Source organism: Glycomyces tarimensis, assembly GCF_054776215.1.
In genome coordinates this window covers 20,018-36,744 of the sequence record NZ_BAAHCB010000002.1, presented here as the reverse complement: position 1 = coordinate 36,744, position 16,727 = coordinate 20,018, and the positions used below count along the sequence as shown (strand labels likewise).

Here is a 16,727-nt window from a genome sequence, read left to right as displayed (position 1 = left end):
GGGTACTCACGTAGCGTCCAAAGGACCGGTCCCGGCCGGTGATCCCGCCTGAGATCGACCACTTGCCCTTGAACAAAGGAGCGACCGTGAGCACAATTTCCAAGACCGCAGAACCGACGACGGGGCTGGCGCATCCGCCCACGAACCACCCGAGCCTGCTCGCATGGGTCGCCGAGATCGCCGACCTCACCACCCCCGACCAGGTCGTGTGGTGTGACGGCTCCGACGCCGAGTGGGAGCGCCTGACCAGCGAACTCGTCGCGTTCGGCACGCTCGAGCCCGTGCCGGCGAAGCCGGACTCGTTCATCGCCCGCACCGACCCGAGCGACGTCGCGCGCGTCGAGGAACGCACGTTCATCTGCTCGACCGACCCCGAGGACGCCGGCCCCACCAACAACTGGACGGCGCCCGACTACATGCGCGAGACCATGACCGAGCTCTACCGCGGATCGATGCGCGGGCGCACCATGTACGTCATTCCGTTCTGCATGGGCTCGCTCGAGGCCGAGAAGCCGATGTTCGGCGTCGAGCTCACCGACTCCGCCTACGTCGCCGCGAGCATGCACATCATGACCCGCATGGGCACCAAGGTGCTCGAGCGGATGGGCGAGGACGCCGACTTCGTGCACTGCCTGCACTCGGTGGGCGCGCCTCTGGCGCCGGGCGAGTCGGACGTGCCGTGGCCGTGCAACGAGACCAAGTACATCTCGCACTTCCCGGCCGAGCGCGAGATCTGGTCCTACGGCTCCGGTTACGGCGGCAACTCGCTGCTGGGCAAGAAGTGCTACGCGCTGCGCATCGGCTCGGTCATCGGCCGCGACGAGGGCTGGATGGCCGAGCACATGCTCATCCTGCGCCTGACCAGCCCGGAGGGCAAGGTCTACCACGTGACCGGCGCGTTCCCGTCGGCGTGCGGGAAGACGAACCTCGCCATGCTCGAGCCCACCATCCCGGGCTGGAAGGTCGAGACGCTCGGCGACGACATCGCCTGGCTGCGCTTCGGCGAGGACGGGCGCCTGTGGGCCTCGAACCCCGAGTACGGCTTCTTCGGGGTCGCCCCGGGCACCGACTACCGGACCAACCCGAACGCGATGCGCACGATCGAGCGCGGTCACACCCTGTTCACCAACGTGGCGCTCACGGAGGACGGCGACGTCTGGTGGGAGGGCATGGGCGAGCCGCCGCAGCGGGCGATCGACTGGCACGGCGAGGAGTGGACGCCCGACTCCGAGGGGCTCTCCAGCCACCCGAACAGCCGCTTCTGCACACCGATCAAGCAGTGCCCGGTGCTCGCCGACGAGTACGACGACCCACGGGGCGTCCCGATCGACGCGATCCTGTTCGGCGGTCGGCGCGCGACCACGATCCCGCTGGTGACGCAGGCGCGCGACTGGATCCACGGCGTGTACATGGGCGCGACGCTCTCCTCCGAGACGACCGCCGCGGCGGCCGGGGAGGTCGGCGTGGTGCGCCGCGACCCGATGGCGATGCTGCCGTTCATCGGCTACAACGCCGCCGACTACTTCGGCCACTGGATCGACATGGGCAAGTCGGCGGTCGACGAGTCGCTCATGCCGCAGGTGTTCTACGTCAACTGGTTCCGCCGCGGCGACGACGGCGGCTTCCTGTGGCCCGGCTTCGGCGAGAACTGCCGGGTCCTCAAGTGGGTCGTCGAGCGGCTCGAAGGCAAGGCCGAGGCGGTGGAGACCCCGATCGGGTACTGCCCGACGCCGGGCTCGCTCGACGTCGAGGGCCTCGGCATGGACGAGGCCGACCTGGAGGCGGTCCTGGCGGTCGACCGGGACGAGTGGGCCGCCGAGATCCCGCTCATCGAGGGCTGGTTCGCCCGGTTCGGCGACCGACTGCCGACGATGCTGTGGAGCGAGCTCGACGCCCTGAAGAACCGCCTGAACGTCAGCTAGCTCCGGCGAGCGGCCGTGCCGGGACGACCGGCACGGCCAAAGCTCGTGGGCGCGATCGGTGCGCCTACGCCGAAGCGTGCGGGCCGTGCACGTACACCCGCGGCCAAGCTTGTGGGCCTGTTTTGGCGAGAGCCTACAATTGGCGCTCGTGGCGATCGCAAACCTGCTCTACCGCATCTATGAACGTCGGCTCCACGGTGAGCTGGCGGGCAAGGCGCTGCCCAAGCACATCGGCGTCCTGGTCGACGGGAACCGCCGGTGGGCGCGCGACATGGGGCTCACCGATCCGAACGATGGCCACCGCGCCGGGGCGAAGCACATTGAGCGGTTCCTCGGCTGGTGCGAAGAGCTCGGCGTCGAGCACGTCACGATCTGGCTGCTGTCCACCGAGAACCTCTCGCGGCCGAAGGAGGAGCTCGACCCGCTGCTCGACATCATCAGCGAGCTCGCCGGCGAGCTGGCCGAGACCGAGCAGCCGTGGCAGTTGCGCATGGTCGGCGCGCTCGACCTCCTCCCACCGGAGCACCAGGCCCGCCTCAAGGACGCCCAGCAGCGCACCGCCGAGAAGCGGGGCGTGCGGGTGAACCTCGCGGTCTGCTACGGCGGGCAGCGGGAGATCGCCGACGCCGTCCGATCGCTGCTGCTCGAGCACGCCGAGGCCGGCCTGAGCCTCGAGCAGGCCGCCGCAGTCGTCGACGCCGAAGCGATCGCCCGGCATCTGTACATGACCGGGCAGCCCGATCCCGACCTGGTGATCCGCACCTCGGGGGAGCAGCGGCTCTCGGGCTTCCTGCTGTGGCAGTCGGCGTATTCGGAGTTCTACTTCTGCGACTCGAACTGGCCGGACTTCCGCCGCGTCGACTTCCTGCGCGCCGTCCGCTCGTTCGCGACGCGCAATCGCCGCTACGGCAAGTTACCGGACCGCGACGCCCGCCTCGAAGAGCTCCTGGAGGGCCCGCTCCCTGCTCTCTTCGGCCACGGCCGCGGTGTAGTCGGCCAGGACCGTCGTCCTGAAGCCCTCGCGGGCCGCGTCCAGCGCCGTGGCGCGCACGCAGTGGTCGGTGGCGATGCCGACCACCTCCACCTCGTCGATCCCGCGCTCACGCAGCCAGTCGGCCAGGCTCGTCTCCCCGCTGGAGCCCTCGAAGCCCGAGTAGGCCGCCTCATAGGCGCCCTTGTCGAACACGGCCTCGGCGAGCGCGTCGTCGAAGTCGGGGTGGAAGTCCGAGCCCCGCGTGCCGACGACGCAGTGCGGCGGCCACGACTCGCGGAAGTCCGGCTCGGCCGAGAAGTGGCCGCCGGGGTCGATGTGCCAGTCGCGGGTGGCCACGACGTGGTTCCACCGTTCCCGTTCCTCGTTGATGAGTTCCGTGACTTTGGCGGCTACCGCCGCCCCGCCGGCCACCCCGAGCGACCCGCCCTCACAGAAGTCGTTCTGCACGTCTACCACGATCAATGCCCTGCTCATGTTTTAAAGCCTAGCGACGCGGGTATCGATGTGTCAGGGGTGGGACCTAAAAGGCCCGGGAGCGGTTCGCTCCCGGGCCTTTTCCATGCCGTGTCAGTGCCCCTTGACCTCGCCGACGAGGTGGCCCCACTTCTCATCGAAGACGGGGCGCTCGGAGCGGATGCGCGGGAGCCGGTCGAAGTTGCGCAGCGGCGGCGGGGAGCTCGTGGCCCACTCCAGGGAACCGCCGTAGCCCCACGGGTCGTTCGTGTCGACGATGCGGCCGGTCTTCCAGGACTTGAACATGTTCCAGACGAACGGCAGCGTCGACAGTCCGAGGATGAACGCGCCCACGGTCGAGATCATGTTCAGGACCGTGAAGCCGTCCGACATGAGGTAGTCGGCGTAACGCCTCGGCATGCCCTCGTTGCCCAGCCAGTGCTGCACCAGGAACGTGGTGTGGAAGCCGATGAACGTCAGCCAGAAGTGCACCTTCGCGAGCCGCTCGTCGTACATGCGCCCGGCGACCTTCGGGAACCAGAAGTAGACCCCGGCGAAGACGGCGAACACGATGGTGCCGAACAGGACGTAGTGGAAGTGGGCCACGACGAAGTAGGAGTCCGAGACGTGGAAGTCGATCGGCGGGCTCGCCAGCAGGACGCCGGACAGGCCGCCGAGCAGGAACGTCACGATGAAGCCGAGGCTCCACAGCATCGGCGCCTCGAAGGTGAGCTGGCCCTTCCACATGGTGCCGATCCAGTTGAAGAACTTGATGCCGGTGGGGATGGCGATCAGGAACGTCATCAGCGAGAAGAACGGCAGCATGACCGCGCCGGTGGCGTACATGTGGTGGGCCCACACCGCCATCGACAGTCCCGCGATCGCCAGTGTGGCGGCCACCATGGTCTTGTAGCCGAAGAGCGGCTTGCGGCTGAAGACCGGGATGATCTCGGTGATGATGCCGAAGAACGGCAGTGCCACGATGTAGACCTCGGGGTGCCCGAAGAACCAGAACAGGTGCTGCCACAGGATCGCGCCGCCGGTATCCGGGTCGAAGACGTGGGCGCCCATCTGGCGGTCGGCGACGACCGCGAGGAGCGCCGCGGCCAGGATCGGGAACACCAGGATCATCAGCAGGCTGGTGATGAGCATGTTCCAGGTGAAGATCGGCATGCGGAACATGAGCATGCCCGGGGCGCGCATCGTCACGATCGTGGTGATCATGTTGACCGCGCCGAGGATGGTGCCCAGACCCGAGATGGTCAGGCCGACGAACCACATGTCGGCGCCGACCCCCGGAGAATGGACCGCGTTCGCCAGCGGCTGGTAGGCGAACCACCCGAAGGCGGGGGCTCCGCCGGGGGTGATGAAGCCGGCGACGGCCAGCGAGGAGCCGAACAGGTACAGCCAGTAGGCGTAGGCGTTCAGCCGCGGGAAAGCGACGTCGGGGGCGCCGATCTGCAGCGGGACCAGGTAGTTGCCGAAGGCGAACGCGATCGGTGTCGCGAACATCAGCAGCATGATGGTGCCGTGCATCGTGAACAGCTGGTTGTACTGCTCGGAGGAGACGATCTGCAGTCCGGGACGGAACAGCTCGGCGCGGATGAGCAGCGCGAGCACGCCGCCGATGCCGAAGAACGCCATCGACGTCACGAAGTAGAGCAGGCCGATCTGCTTGGCGTCGGTGGTGCGGAGGGTCCGGGCGAGCCAGGAGCCCTTCGGTTCGCGGCGCACCGGCCAGGGGCGCGCGACGATAGGCGTTGGTTCGACCTTAGGCTCAACCGTGGTCACCTGTGGGCCTCCAGATTCTGATTCCAGGTAGCGAACGCAGAATAGCCTTTCGCCGACGTCACGCTGCGGAGGGGGAAGCGCCGAGCGGCGTGGCGGAGCGTGATCTGGCGATGTGCGTTCGGTAGTTGTCGCTGGTCAATCGCGGGATGGGTCCGCGCAGCGGGACGAGGCCAGGCCACCGCCCGGAGGGGGCGGCGCCGACTCGTGAGCAATCTCCTACGGCTCGGGGGCCGGTTCAGTTGCGGGCGTCGGGTTCCAGTGCGGCGTACACCCGCTTGACCAGCAGCGCGGTCTCGTAGCCGACCTGGCCGAGGTCGCAGCCGGCATTGGCGAGCACGGCCACCTGCGCGCGGTCGCCGACGGCCATGAGCAGCAGGACGCCCTCGTCCATGTCGATCACCGACTGGCGGATCCGGCCGGCGTTGAGCACCTTCGCCGCACCCGTGGTCAGGCTGGCGAGCCCGGAGGTGATGGCGGCGAGCTGGTCGGCGCGGTCGGTCGACAGGCCCTGCGACGCCGCGAGGGCGAGGCCGTCGACGGAGACGGTCAGGGCTTCGGACACGTCAGGCACCTTCTCCACGAAGGAGGTCAGGAGCCAGTCGAGTTCACCGACGGTGTTGTCCTTGGTATCCATCTCGCTGCTTTCTACTGTATTAGCGTTGTTCTTGTTCTGAGGCCGCGGCGATGCCCGAGGCGAAGTTCGTCAGCCGGTCGCGGATCTCGGCAGGATCGAGGTCGACGCCACCGGAGCCGGTCTTGGCGCCCGGAACCGCTCCTGGAAGGAGCTTGGTCCCCGGCGCCCGCCGCGGTAGTTCCGTGCCGTTCGGACCTCCGGCGGATTCGAGTGCTCTGTTCACCTTCCTGAAGGTAACATCCACTGACTCCGCAGCGAGGCCCGCAGTGACTTCAGAACGCTCGGCGACGCTTGCGGAGCTGTGAGTTTGTCCAGCTACCGGCCGTGGTTCAGGCGTCACGCCGGCCTTGCGGGGCTTGGGCACGATCGGTTCGTTGGCGCCCTCGGCGGCCGTGTCGGCGCCCGTGCCGGTCATCGGCAGGTTCGCGGCGTGGGCCGACAGGGCCAGCCGCGCCGAGGAGGCGCGGGGACCGACCGCCGCCGGGGCGGTCGAGGAGTCGGCGTGCGCCGAGGCGGGGATCCGGACCAGCGCGAGCGTGCCCTTGCCCATCGTCGAGTGCAGCTGGACGCTGACCGAGTGCTCGGCGGCGAGCCGGCCGACCACCAGCAGACCCATGGTCGCGGTGAGCTCGGAGTTCAGCTGCGTCGGTTCGGCGAGGCGGCGGTTGATCGCGGCCATCTGCTCGGGGTTGAGGCCGATGCCGTCATCGGCGATGGAGATGACGATCTCCGAGCCCGAGCGCCTCGAGGTGACGCGCACCTGCTGGGTCGGCGGGGAGTAGGAGGCGGCGTTGTCGAGCAGTTCGGCGAGGATGCGGACGACGTCGCCGGCGGGCTTGGTCTCCAGCCGCGCCGAGACCTGGTTCTCGACCACGACGCGCCCGGCGCCCTCGATCTCGGAGACCGCGTCGCGGATGATCGTCTCGACGTCGGTGGCGTGGTTGTACCGCCGCTGCGGGTCGCCGCCGGCGAGGAGCAGCAGGTTCTCCTCGTTGCGGCGCATGCGCGAGAGCAGGTGGTAGACGCTGCGCCACTCCTCGGGGATCTTCGAGTCGGCGTCCGAGCCGTCGACGAGGGATTCCATGACCTGCTGCTGGCGGCGGATGAGGCTCTGGCCGCGGCGGGCGAGGGTCTTCATCATCGCCTCGACGTCGATGCGCAGGAGCGCCTGGTTCGCGGTCTGGCGCAGCGCCTGGTGGTGGGCGGCGCTGAACGCCTCGGCGAGGCTGTCGAGCTCGTCGGAGTAGCGGGCGTCGGTGGCGATCACCGTCTGCTTCTTCGCGGTCTGGAGCAGCCGGTCGACCTCGTCGGCGTTGGAGGCCTGGGAGACCGCGGCGACCGTCTTCGGGAGCGTGTCGTAGGCGGCGGTCAGCGTGGACTCGCGGACCGAGTCGACGCGCAGGCTGATGCGCCTGGCGAGCATCGCCGCCGAGATGATCGCCGTCAGCGCCAGGACGAGGATGAGGGCGAAGGTGGTCAACAGGGTCCGCGTCGAGGAGTCGCGCAGCGCGCCCACGTCCCGGCTCAGGATCTGGAGGGCCTCGGCCTGCGTCGCGTGGAGCGCTTCGACGACGCTTCCCTGCGCCGCCGAGAACTCGGTGGGGGACATGGTCGGGATGTCGCCGTTGACGTAGATGCCCAGGGCCTCGCGCGCGTTCTCGACCTCCTCGCGGTTCATCTCCTGCTGGTAGGTCTCGCTGACCTCGGGCGAGGCGTTGGACTGGAAGACGACGATCTGCCGGTCGTAGGAGCCCGAGAGATAGGAGGCCTCGGCGAGCGGCACGCGTTCGACCAGGATCGCCTCCTCGGCGGCGAGGGCCATCAGGTCGGAGGTGACGCGGAACTGGATCTCGGCGGCGAGCCGCCCGGCCTGGAGCGCCGCGGCCAGGGAGTCGAGCTGTGAGGAGATCTGCGAGTTGTCGACCAGGTTCGGGAGGCGGGCGGCCATGCTGACGAGCTTGTTCGCCAGGTTCTGGTAGATGCCGAACGCGCCGACGACCTCCTCGTCCTCGAAGGAGTACTCGCCGGCGGCGAGCCCGTCGAGGCCGCCGCGGGCGGTGTCGAGCCGGTCGGCCTGGACGAGCAGCTCGGTGAGGCTGTTCTCCAGGACCGGGAAGCGGGCGAGCGCCGCCTCGGAGGCCATTCCCAGGTGCGCGACCGCGCGGTCGGTCTCCGCCCGCAGGGCGTCGACGTCGACCATGTCGGGCGAGCCGGTCAGGACCGCCTCCAGCAGCGGGCCGCCCTCCTCTTGGTGGGCGTCGAGGGTGTGGGCGATGGCGTCGGCGAGTTCGACGAGCACTTCGGCGTCGGCGGCGTCCTGGTACTCGCCCCACACGTGCACGGTCTGGAACAGACCCAGCACCAGCATCCCCATCAGCGCGGCAGCGATCGGCAGCATGAGCTGCATCCGGATCGGAAGTCGACTGGTGCGTTGCCGGGCTTTACGGGACATCGGAGGGCGTCCTTTCTGAGGCGACGAACCGCGCTGCGGTAAGGCTGTGACTATCTTCGCTTGTAGGGGCGCGGGCGTGAGGAGGGGCCTCAGCCGACGAGGGGACGCCCCACGGGATAACGGTACAGCCGGTGCCTCGTGCGGATCGCGAGGGACGTGGCCAACACCACCGGGCCGATCCTGCCCCCGTACATGAGGACGATGGACACCACTTTAGAGGGAGTGGAGAGGTCGCCGGTGATGCCGGTCGACTGTCCGACCGTCGCGCCGGCGGAAGTCGCCTCGAAGAGGATGTCGTGCAACAGAACGTGCGGCTCGAACATCTGCATCAGGATCGCCCCGGCCGCGATGAACGCGACGTACAGCAGCGCGACCGACAACGCCTGGCGGACGACCGCCTCGCTGAGCCTGGTCCGGAAGGCCGAGGAGTCGGGTTCGCCGCGGATCTCCGACCAGATGACCCACAGCAGCACGAAGAACGTCGTGACCTTGATGCCGCCGGCGGTCGAGGCCGAGCCGCCGCCGATGAACATGAGGATGACGCCGACGAGCACCGAGTGGGTGTGCATCTCGCCGACCGGGAAGGTGTTGAACCCCGTCGAGCGCAGCATGACGTCCTGCATCAGCGCCGGCAGCAGCTTGTCGGGCCAGCTCATGGGCCCGAGCGTGGCGGGGTTCGACCACTCGAAGACCAGGAAGACGAAGAAGCCGCCGACGAACAGGATCGTGGTGCCCGTCAGCGTCATCTTGGTGTGCAGGGTCCACTGCTTGTGGCCCCAGTTGCGGCGCGCCAGCTCGAACAGGACCGGCATCCCGAGGCCGCCGATGATCGAGGCGATGACGATGGTGCCGATGATCCACGGGTCGTGCGCGAAGTCCTCCATCGAGTTGGAGAACAGGCTGAAGCCGCCGGAGTTGAACGAGCTGATCGAATGGAACACGCCCTGCCACGTCGCGGACAGGCCGCCGAAGCCGTACTCGAAGTGGAAGCGGAGCGCCAGGACCGTGGCGGCGACGAACTCCACGGTGGCCATCACCGTGACCGCCCGCAACAGGACGCCCTTGATGTCGCCCATGCCGATCGCGTGATTGGTCTCCGCCTGTGCCATCAGGCGCGAGCGCAGACCGAGCCGCTTGCTGACGACGAGACCGAGGAAGGCCGCGCTCGCCATGATGCCCAGGCCGCCGATCTGCATGGCGATCACGATGACGATCTCGCCGAACAGCGACCAGTGCGTCGGGGTGTCCAAGGTGACCAGACCGGTGACGGTGACGGCCGAGGTGGCGTTGTAGACCGCGTCGACCAGCTTCGTGTCGCCGGGACCCGTGTGCGCGACCGGCAGGTACAGCAGCAGGGAGACGATGGCGATCGTCACGGCGAACCCGAAGGGCACGAGCCGCACGGGGTGGCGGGCGAACCAGCTGGAAAAGGCGCTCATCTCAGGTGGTGGCGGCGAACGCCTCGACCTTTTTCGTGCTGCCCGAGACGATGAGGGTGTCGCCTTCGAGGACGACGGTGTCGGCGGTGGCGTAGGTGAAGTCCTCGCCGGTCTTCTTGACGCCGACGACGGTGACGCCGTACTTCGAGCGGAGCTTCGATTCGCCCAGGGACCGGTCGATCGCCTCGGCGGGAGCCTTGGTCTTGACGATCGCGAAGCCGTCGTCGAACTCGATGAAGTCCATCATCTTGCCGCTCACCAGGTGCGCGACCCGCTCACCCATCGCCGCCTCGGGATAGACGACGTGGTGGGCGCCGGTGCGGTGCAGGATCTGGCCGTGCTTGGCGTTGATGGCCTTGGCCCAGATCTCGCGGACCCCGGCCTCTTCGCAGGCCAGGACGGTCAGCACGCTCGCCTCGATGTCGGTGCCGATCGCGACGACCACGTGGTCGAACTCGCCGACGCCGAGCTGGTTGAGCACGGCCGTGTCGGTCGAGTCGGCCTGCACGACGTGGGTGAGGGACTCGGAGTAGCGCTGGACGATGTCCGGGCGCTCGTCGATGGCGAGGACCTCGTGGCCCATCCGGGTCAGCGACTGGGCCACGGCCGTGCCGAAGCGGCCGAGGCCGATGACGGCGACGGCCTCGCCGGTGGCGACCTCGGTTCTTCCGAACAGGTTCATGAGCGTGGATCCTCGCACTCGTCCTCACCGAACAGCTTCATGAGCGCGATCCTTCACGGGTACGCGTTGACTCGCTGTTAGATTCTGCCACTGACCCAGCGTGATCGCGATTCATACCGGCGGCGTCACTCCGCGCGGCGATGGCGTCGCGGGACCGAGTGGGGCGGCGCGCCGGATCGAGCGGCGCTCACAGAAAAGAGGGGGCGGCCCTAAACCCCTCATGACCGCCCCCTCGAACACCCCTAACACTCTCCAAGGATGGAGGAGATTCCGATTCTACTCCGTCAGGACAGCCCTGAGGAAGTCCTGTGTGCGCTCTTCTTGCGGGTCGGAGAACATCTTTTCCGGCGTGTCCTCCTCCACGATGACGCCCTTGTCGAACATCATGACGCGGTTGGAGACGTCGCGTGCGAAGCCCATCTCGTGGGTCACGATGAGCATCGTGATGCTCGTGCTGTCGGCGATGTCGCGCAGGACGCCGAGGACGTCGGCGACCAGCTCTGGGTCCAGCGCCGAGGTGACCTCGTCCAGCAGCAGGATGTCGGGATCCATGGCCAGCGCCCGGGCGATCGCCACGCGCTGCTGCTGCCCGCCCGAGAGCTGGCTCGGGTAGCTGTCGATCTTGTCCGACAGCCCCACCAGCTCGAGCAGCTCGCGGGCCTTGGCCTCGGCCTCGTCCTTCGACCGCTTCAGCGTGTGCACCTGGGCCTCGGTCACGTTGCGCATGACCTTCATGTTCGGGAACAGGTTGAACTGCTGGAACACCATCCCGACCTTCTGGCGGACTTGGCGCAGGTGCCGCTCATTGGAAGGGACCAGCTTGCTGCCGCGCTTCATATGCGACAGCGGTTCGCCCTCGACCCAGATGACGCCGCCGTTCTTCTCGGCATGCTTCACCGGAGTCACGCGCTCCAGGGTCATCAGGAGCCTGAGGATCGTGGTCTTGCCCGAGCCGCTCGGCCCGATGAGCGTGACACGCTCGCCTGGGTCGATGTCGAACGTCAGCCCCTTGAGCACCTCCAGGGCGCCGAACGACTTGTTGACTCTGTCGAAGCGAATAATGGGCTCGGTATCAGTAGTGGGACTTGGCAAGACGGATCTCCAATCTGCGCATCGCGACCGCCACCGGATACGAGGCGGCGAGGAACAACAGGCCCGCGATGGTGTAACCCTCAAGTGCGCCGGAGTAATTCAGGCCCTGGTACTTCTGGACCTGGGCGATCATCTCGATCACGCCGATCGCGAACAGCACCGGCACTTCTTTGAACATGGCGATGATCCAGTTCGCGACCGCCGCGGTCGAGCGCCGCATCATCTGCGGCAGGATCACGGCGAACCAGGTGCGGTGGGTCGGCAGACTCAGCGCGGTCGCCGCCTCCCATTGGCCGACCGGAATCGCTTCGATGCCGGCCCGGTAGGACTCCGAGGTGTAGGACGCGTAGTGGAGTCCCAGCACCGCCGAGCCGACCGCGAACGCGCTCCATTCGGGATTGATGTAGAGGCTGGTGGCGTACCAGACGAACAGCACCTGGACCAGCAGCGGCGTGTTGCGGACGAACTGCATGAACCAGCTGACCGGCCGCCGGAGCCAGGGCGGGGAGATCCGCTCGACGATGGCGACCACCAGGCCCAGGACCACGGCGATGATGCCCGCGACCGCGGTGACCTGCAGGACCGTCCAGAAGCCCTGGAGGACCATCGGGAAGACCTCGGCGGCGATCTCATTGCTCCAGCCGTTCACGACCGGTCACCTCCTCGTCGGAGCTCGGCCTCGGCGGTGGCCGTCTCGTCGTCTTCCAAGCCGCCGAGAGCGCTGGCGGAGCCCTTGCGGGCCTTCCGGGTGGGCCTCTCGATGCCCATGCCGCGCTTGGCCCGGCTCTCCAGCGCACGCATCCCGGTCCAGATGAGCCAGGCGAGCACGAAGTAGATCACCAGGATGACGGTGAAGTGCGGAACCGGGCTCTGCCCCGGTGCGCTGCCGAGGACGTCGGCCCGGAAGGTGATGTCGGCGATGCCGACCATGGAGACCAGCGCGCTGGCCTTGAGCAGCATGATCGCGAACGAGGTCAGCGACGGGATCATCTCCGGCCAGGCCTGTGGGATGACGACCAGGCGCATCTTCTGGTATTGCGTGAAGTTGAGCGCCGTCGCCGCCTCCAACTGGGACTTCGGGACCGCGGCGATGGCGCCCCGCACGACCTCGGAAGAGTAGGCCCCGTAGTTGAGCGCCAGCGCGACGATCCCCACCAGGATCAGGTAGTCGAACTGGATGCCCAGGATGACCGGCATCGCGTAGGCGAACCAGAACAGCTGGACGACCACGGAGGAACCGCGGATCAGTTCGACGAAGGCCCGCGCCGGGGTTCGCACGATGAGGTGCTTGGAGCTGGTCGCCAGCCCCAGCCCGAAGGCGACCACCAGCGCCAGCGCCGACGCCGCCACGGTGACCTGGATGGTCACCAGCAGCGGGTCGAGGTAGCCGGGGAGTGAGTCGATGACTCTCGACCAGTCCATGGTCTGCTCCGCTACTGGTAATTGCCGCCGCAGAGTTCCTCGGCGGTGAGGTCCTCCGGCGGGAAGTGGAGTTCGCGGGTGAATCCGAACTCGGCGACCAGGCTCTCCCACTGTTCGGGGTCGTCGAGCAGCTTCGCGAGCTCCTCGTTGAGGGCGTCACGGAACTCGGTGTCGGCCGGGCGGAAGACCGCGGCGCCGGCGCCGATGATCTCTTCGCCGTTCTCGTCGACGGGGTAGAAGCCCTCAGTGGTCTCCAGCTCGTCGTCGGCCTCGGCCTCGAGTTGGAGGTTCATCTGGGTCAGCGCGATCGCGTCGACGCGCCCGGCTTTGAGCTCGAGGATCAGCGCAGACAGGTCCTCTTGGACGTTGATGCGGTCCTCGGGCATGCCGATGGCCTCGACGTTGGCGTGCTCGGTGGTCCCGTTCATCACACCGATGACCGCGCTGTCGTGCTCGGCGACGGAGTTGATGTCCGACAGTCCGAGCGGGTTGCCGGCGGGCACCAGGAGCGTGTCGGGCATGACGTAGTCGGGCTCGGCGAACGCGACCTCCTCGCACCGCTCGGGGTTGATGAACATACCGGCGATGACCATGTCGTGGTTGGTGCCGAGCCCGGGGATGAGGCTGCCCCACTCGGTCTGCCTCCAGTCGATCTGGTCGGCGCTGATGCCGAGCTGCTCGAGGAGGTAGGTGTGGACGGCGACCGATTGGCCGGTGGCCGACCCGTCCTCGGCGGTATAGGCGTAGGGATTCTCGTTCGCATAGGCGACGCGGATGGTGCCGCCGTCCTGGGCGTCCTCCAGGAGGCCACCGCCCCCGTCTTCGCCGTCTCCGCCGGAGTCGGTCCGCGAGCAGGCGCCGAGCGCGACGGCGGCCGCACCTCCCGAAGCTCCGAGCATCAGGTGGCGGCGGTTCAGTTTCAAATTGTCTGACACGGTGGTCTCCTCCAGAAACTTTCTCGTGTACATTGCCGACCCTAGCGGTCTACTGTAAGTTTGTCGACAATCCGATGATCGACGTTCGGTAACGAATCCGTCGAGAAACCACGCATTTGACGCACACCGCAACCCAACGTTTCGTCCGAGCGTGATTTACGGGTGGCGCTAGGATGCTGACCAGTAGGCGCAGAAGGAGAGTTGACGGCCGTGTCGGATCGCAGGAGCGGGTTGTCGAGCACCCGTCAGGTGGGGCGCCTGGCCCCGGTTCGGCGCACCTCGACGGTAGATCTCATCGCCGACACCATCCGCCACGCGATCCTCGACGGCGCCCTCCCGCCCGGCGCGCCGCTCGGCGAGGCCGAACTCGCCTACCAGCTAGGCGTCAGCCGCGGGCCGCTGCGCGAGGCCATGCAGCGGCTCACGGCCGAGGGCCTGCTCGTCATCCCGCGCCGCCGCGGTCTGGCCGTGCGCACCATGACCGCCGACGACGTCCGCGACGTCCACTGGCTGCGCGCACGGATCGAACCCGAGCTCGGACGCCGGCTCCTCAAGCTGCCCTCCGGTGAGCGGCGGCTGATGCTCAAGGAGATGGCCGCCGAGGTCAGGCGCATGCAGCGGGCCCTGCGCAACGACGACGCCCGCGAGCTCGGCGACGCCTACCTCGACTTCCACCGGCTCCTGGCCGCCGCGGGCGGATCGGCTCGCTTCGAGCGCATGATGAGCACCCTGCTCATCGAGACGCGCCTGTGCACCTTCTCGATGTACGAGAACTTCGAGGTCCACCGCGATCTCGCCGCCGAGCATGTGGTCCTGCTGGGCGCGCTCACCGACGGCGACGCCGAACGGTTCGGCTCGCTGCTGGAGTCCCATCTCAAGGAGGAGGTCCGGCGGCTCCTCGCCGAGCCCGAGCGGGCCAAAGAGGACGAAGACGAGCGTCTGCAGGCCGAGACTCCCGACGAACCGCAGCCCCTCGACCGCCTCGATCTGCCCGAAGGCGTCTGAGCCCGGTCCCGCCGGCCCCCGAAGCTCGCCCTTGATCACGCTGCCTCTCAAGTAGAACGGGCTGCGTCATTATTCCGACTCTTCACATTCCGCTCGTGGATTGTCCGTTGTGAAATTGATATAAACAGGGCTCCAGTCCCCCGGACAAAACTCGAGACGGAGCCCAAAATGATATATCCCCGGCGAATCTCCACATTGGTGGGCTCTGCCATCACCGCGATGCTCACCGCCGTCCTTTTCATCCCCGCCTCGGCCCAGGCGCAGACCGTCGAATACGTCGCACTCGGCGACTCCTACGCCTCTGGGCTTGGCACGCGCGCCTACCTCGACGACGGCTCCGGTTGCAGCCGCAGCGAGTACGCCTACCCGAGCCTGCTCGCCGGCGACCTCGGCGCGGACTTCACCTTCGCCGCATGCTCGGGCGCCAAGACCGGCGACCTCATCGCCGAGCAACTGGGCTCCTTGTCGTCCGGCACCGACCTGGTCACCGTCACCATCGGCGGCAACGACACCGGCTGGTCCTCGGTGATCCAGCAGTGCGCCTACCCCTACCCGTTGACGTGCGACGGCCAGATCGACGCGGCCGAGCGCTACATCCAGAGCGAGCTGCCCGGTCGCCTGCGCGCCGCCTACGACGCCATCGTCAGGGCCGCGCCGAACGCCGAGGTGATCGTGCTGGGGTACCCGCGTCTGTTCAACGGCGAGGAGTGCAACGCCATCACCAGGATCAGCCCCGCAGAGCAGGCGCGGCTCAACTCCGCCGCCGATCTGCTCGCCGCGGCGATCGGCTCGGTCGCCGGCGACTACGGCTTCCGGTACGTCGACGTCCGGGGCCGCTTCGACGGGCACTCGGTCTGCGACGACGCCGAATGGCTCAACGGGATCTCCTGGCCCATCGCCGAGTCCTACCACCCCAACCGCGACGGCCAGAACGCCGGCTACTTCGGCGCACTGTCCAACGTGCTGTGACACGAGACGACGAGGGCCCCGCCGGTGAGTCCGGCGGGGCCCTCACAATCCGTCGGATCTATTCCATGAGGTTGGCGGCCTCGCTGTCGCAGATCAGCCAGGTGTCGTTCTCCTTGACCATGTCGAGGCTCATCTCGGTGTCGATGGGCGTGGAGCCCAGTTCGGCCATCGTGATCTCGCCGGTCATCGTCACGTCGACGACAGCGGTGTCACCGCTCTCGGAGGATCCTGTGATCTCGTAGTCGGCGCTGTACTCGGCGCCTTCGAGCATCTCCTCCATGCCCTCCAGCTCCGCCGCGTCGGTGGACTCCTGGATCATGGTGTCGATGTCGCTCTGCGCGCTCTCGCACAGGTACGGTCGAATGTCCTCGAACAAGCCCGGCAGGTCGGAGAAGCCGTTCGCCTCCAGCGACGAGATCGTCGTGTCCATGTAGTTCTGGACGACGGTCTCCGGGGAGTCCCCGGCCGAAGGCGCGTCACCGGCGCCCCCGCTCCACGGCTGCCAGATCACGAGGGCGATCGCGGCGATGAGGACGACGGCGCCGATGGAGACGCCGATGATCAGGCCCGTCTTCGACTTCTGCGGCGGCGCCGGCGGGAAGCCGGGAGGCTGCTGGCCGTATCCGGGCTGCTGGCCGTAGCCAGGTTGCTGCCCGTATCCGGGCTGCTGGCCGTAGCCAGGCTGCTGCCCATAGCCGGGCTGCTGGCCGTACCCCGGCTGCTGCGGCTGCTGGCCGTACCCCGGTTGCTGCCCATAGCCGGGCTGCTGTCCATAGCCGGGCTGCTGCGGGGAGTAGCCGCCGGGTTGCCCTTGAGGCGGTTGCTGGTTCGGGTCGTAACCCGGGTTCTGCGGCGGATAGGCCATGATGCGTCCTCATGTCTTACGGTGCTGTCGCACCAAGTTAACACGCGGGTGCGACTCGGACATGCCCCCGCG

General features: G+C 67.8%; 14 protein-coding genes and 1 pseudogene. 4 read left to right on the top strand and 11 right to left on the bottom strand.

What is annotated here, in order from left to right; translation table 11 throughout:
• The first annotated feature begins 95 nt into the window (after nt 1-95).
• Entirely contained in the window at nt 96-1,922 is a 1,827-nt protein-coding gene (locus ACYVK3_RS02270) for a phosphoenolpyruvate carboxykinase (GTP) (protein ID WP_460495917.1), read from the top strand.
• Nucleotides 1,923-2,070: 148 nt separating this feature from the next.
• Nucleotides 2,071-2,832, top strand: a pseudogene (locus ACYVK3_RS02265) (isoprenyl transferase); the annotation flags it as partial.
• 3 nt (nt 2,833-2,835) lie between these two features.
• Here the strand turns inward: ACYVK3_RS02265 and ACYVK3_RS02260 are convergent.
• From ACYVK3_RS02260 to ACYVK3_RS02215, 10 genes are all read right to left on the bottom strand, one after another.
• Nucleotides 2,836-3,390, bottom strand: a complete 555-nt coding sequence (locus ACYVK3_RS02260) for a cysteine hydrolase family protein (protein ID WP_460495637.1) — start codon at nt 3,388-3,390, stop codon at nt 2,836-2,838.
• Between the two features lie 93 nt (nt 3,391-3,483).
• On the bottom strand, nt 3,484-5,160 hold the full coding sequence (gene ctaD / locus ACYVK3_RS02255) for a cytochrome c oxidase subunit I (protein WP_460495636.1): 1,677 nt from the start codon (nt 5,158-5,160) through the stop codon (nt 3,484-3,486).
• Nucleotides 5,161-5,395: 235 nt separating this feature from the next.
• Nucleotides 5,396-5,794 carry a roadblock/LC7 domain-containing protein gene (locus ACYVK3_RS02250; RefSeq protein ID WP_460495635.1) on the bottom strand — a complete coding sequence of 133 codons (399 nt, stop codon included), beginning with the start codon at nt 5,792-5,794 and terminating at the stop codon, nt 5,396-5,398.
• 19 nt (nt 5,795-5,813) lie between these two features.
• The gene (locus tag ACYVK3_RS02245; protein ID WP_460495634.1) at nt 5,814-8,246 is read right to left on the bottom strand and encodes a sensor histidine kinase; all 2,433 of its coding nucleotides are present in this window, start codon (nt 8,244-8,246) and stop codon (nt 5,814-5,816) included.
• An 89-nt stretch (nt 8,247-8,335) separates the two neighbouring features.
• Nucleotides 8,336-9,685: a TrkH family potassium uptake protein gene (locus tag ACYVK3_RS02240; RefSeq protein ID WP_460495633.1), complete on the bottom strand. Its 1,350-nt coding sequence runs from the start codon at nt 9,683-9,685 to the stop codon at nt 8,336-8,338.
• Nucleotide 9,686: 1 nt separating this feature from the next.
• Complete coding sequence (locus ACYVK3_RS02235) at nt 9,687-10,367, bottom strand: potassium channel family protein (RefSeq protein ID WP_460495632.1); 681 nt, start codon at nt 10,365-10,367, stop codon at nt 9,687-9,689.
• A gap of 276 nt (nt 10,368-10,643) precedes the next feature.
• A complete protein-coding gene (gene ehuA, locus ACYVK3_RS02230) occupies nt 10,644-11,459 on the bottom strand; it encodes an amino acid ABC transporter ATP-binding protein (RefSeq protein ID WP_460495631.1) in 816 nt (271 codons plus the stop codon).
• Nucleotides 11,440-12,108: an amino acid ABC transporter permease gene (locus tag ACYVK3_RS02225; RefSeq protein ID WP_460495630.1), complete on the bottom strand. Its 669-nt coding sequence runs from the start codon at nt 12,106-12,108 to the stop codon at nt 11,440-11,442. The genes ehuA and ACYVK3_RS02225 overlap by 20 nt, the downstream gene beginning before the upstream one ends.
• Nucleotides 12,105-12,881: an amino acid ABC transporter permease gene (ehuC, locus tag ACYVK3_RS02220; RefSeq protein ID WP_460495629.1), complete on the bottom strand. Its 777-nt coding sequence runs from the start codon at nt 12,879-12,881 to the stop codon at nt 12,105-12,107. Before ehuC ends, ACYVK3_RS02225 begins: the two co-directional genes overlap by 4 nt.
• Nucleotides 12,882-12,892: 11 nt before the next feature.
• Nucleotides 12,893-13,816: a transporter substrate-binding domain-containing protein gene (locus ACYVK3_RS02215; RefSeq protein ID WP_460495628.1), complete on the bottom strand. Its 924-nt coding sequence runs from the start codon at nt 13,814-13,816 to the stop codon at nt 12,893-12,895.
• 231 nt (nt 13,817-14,047) lie between these two features.
• Between ACYVK3_RS02215 and ACYVK3_RS02210 the strand changes: the two genes are divergently transcribed.
• Together ACYVK3_RS02210 and ACYVK3_RS02205 are read left to right on the top strand one after the other, a co-directional pair.
• Nucleotides 14,048-14,821, top strand: coding sequence for a GntR family transcriptional regulator (locus ACYVK3_RS02210; RefSeq protein ID WP_460495627.1), 774 nt, complete (start codon nt 14,048-14,050; stop codon nt 14,819-14,821).
• 198 nt (nt 14,822-15,019) lie between these two features.
• A complete protein-coding gene (locus ACYVK3_RS02205) occupies nt 15,020-15,790 on the top strand; it encodes an SGNH/GDSL hydrolase family protein (protein ID WP_460495626.1) in 771 nt (256 codons plus the stop codon).
• Nucleotides 15,791-15,848: 58 nt separating this feature from the next.
• Here ACYVK3_RS02205 and ACYVK3_RS02200 read toward each other — a convergent pair whose 3' ends face one another.
• Nucleotides 15,849-16,655, bottom strand: a complete 807-nt coding sequence (locus tag ACYVK3_RS02200) for a nuclear transport factor 2 family protein (protein ID WP_460495625.1) — start codon at nt 16,653-16,655, stop codon at nt 15,849-15,851.
• Nucleotides 16,656-16,727 lie beyond the last annotated feature (72 nt).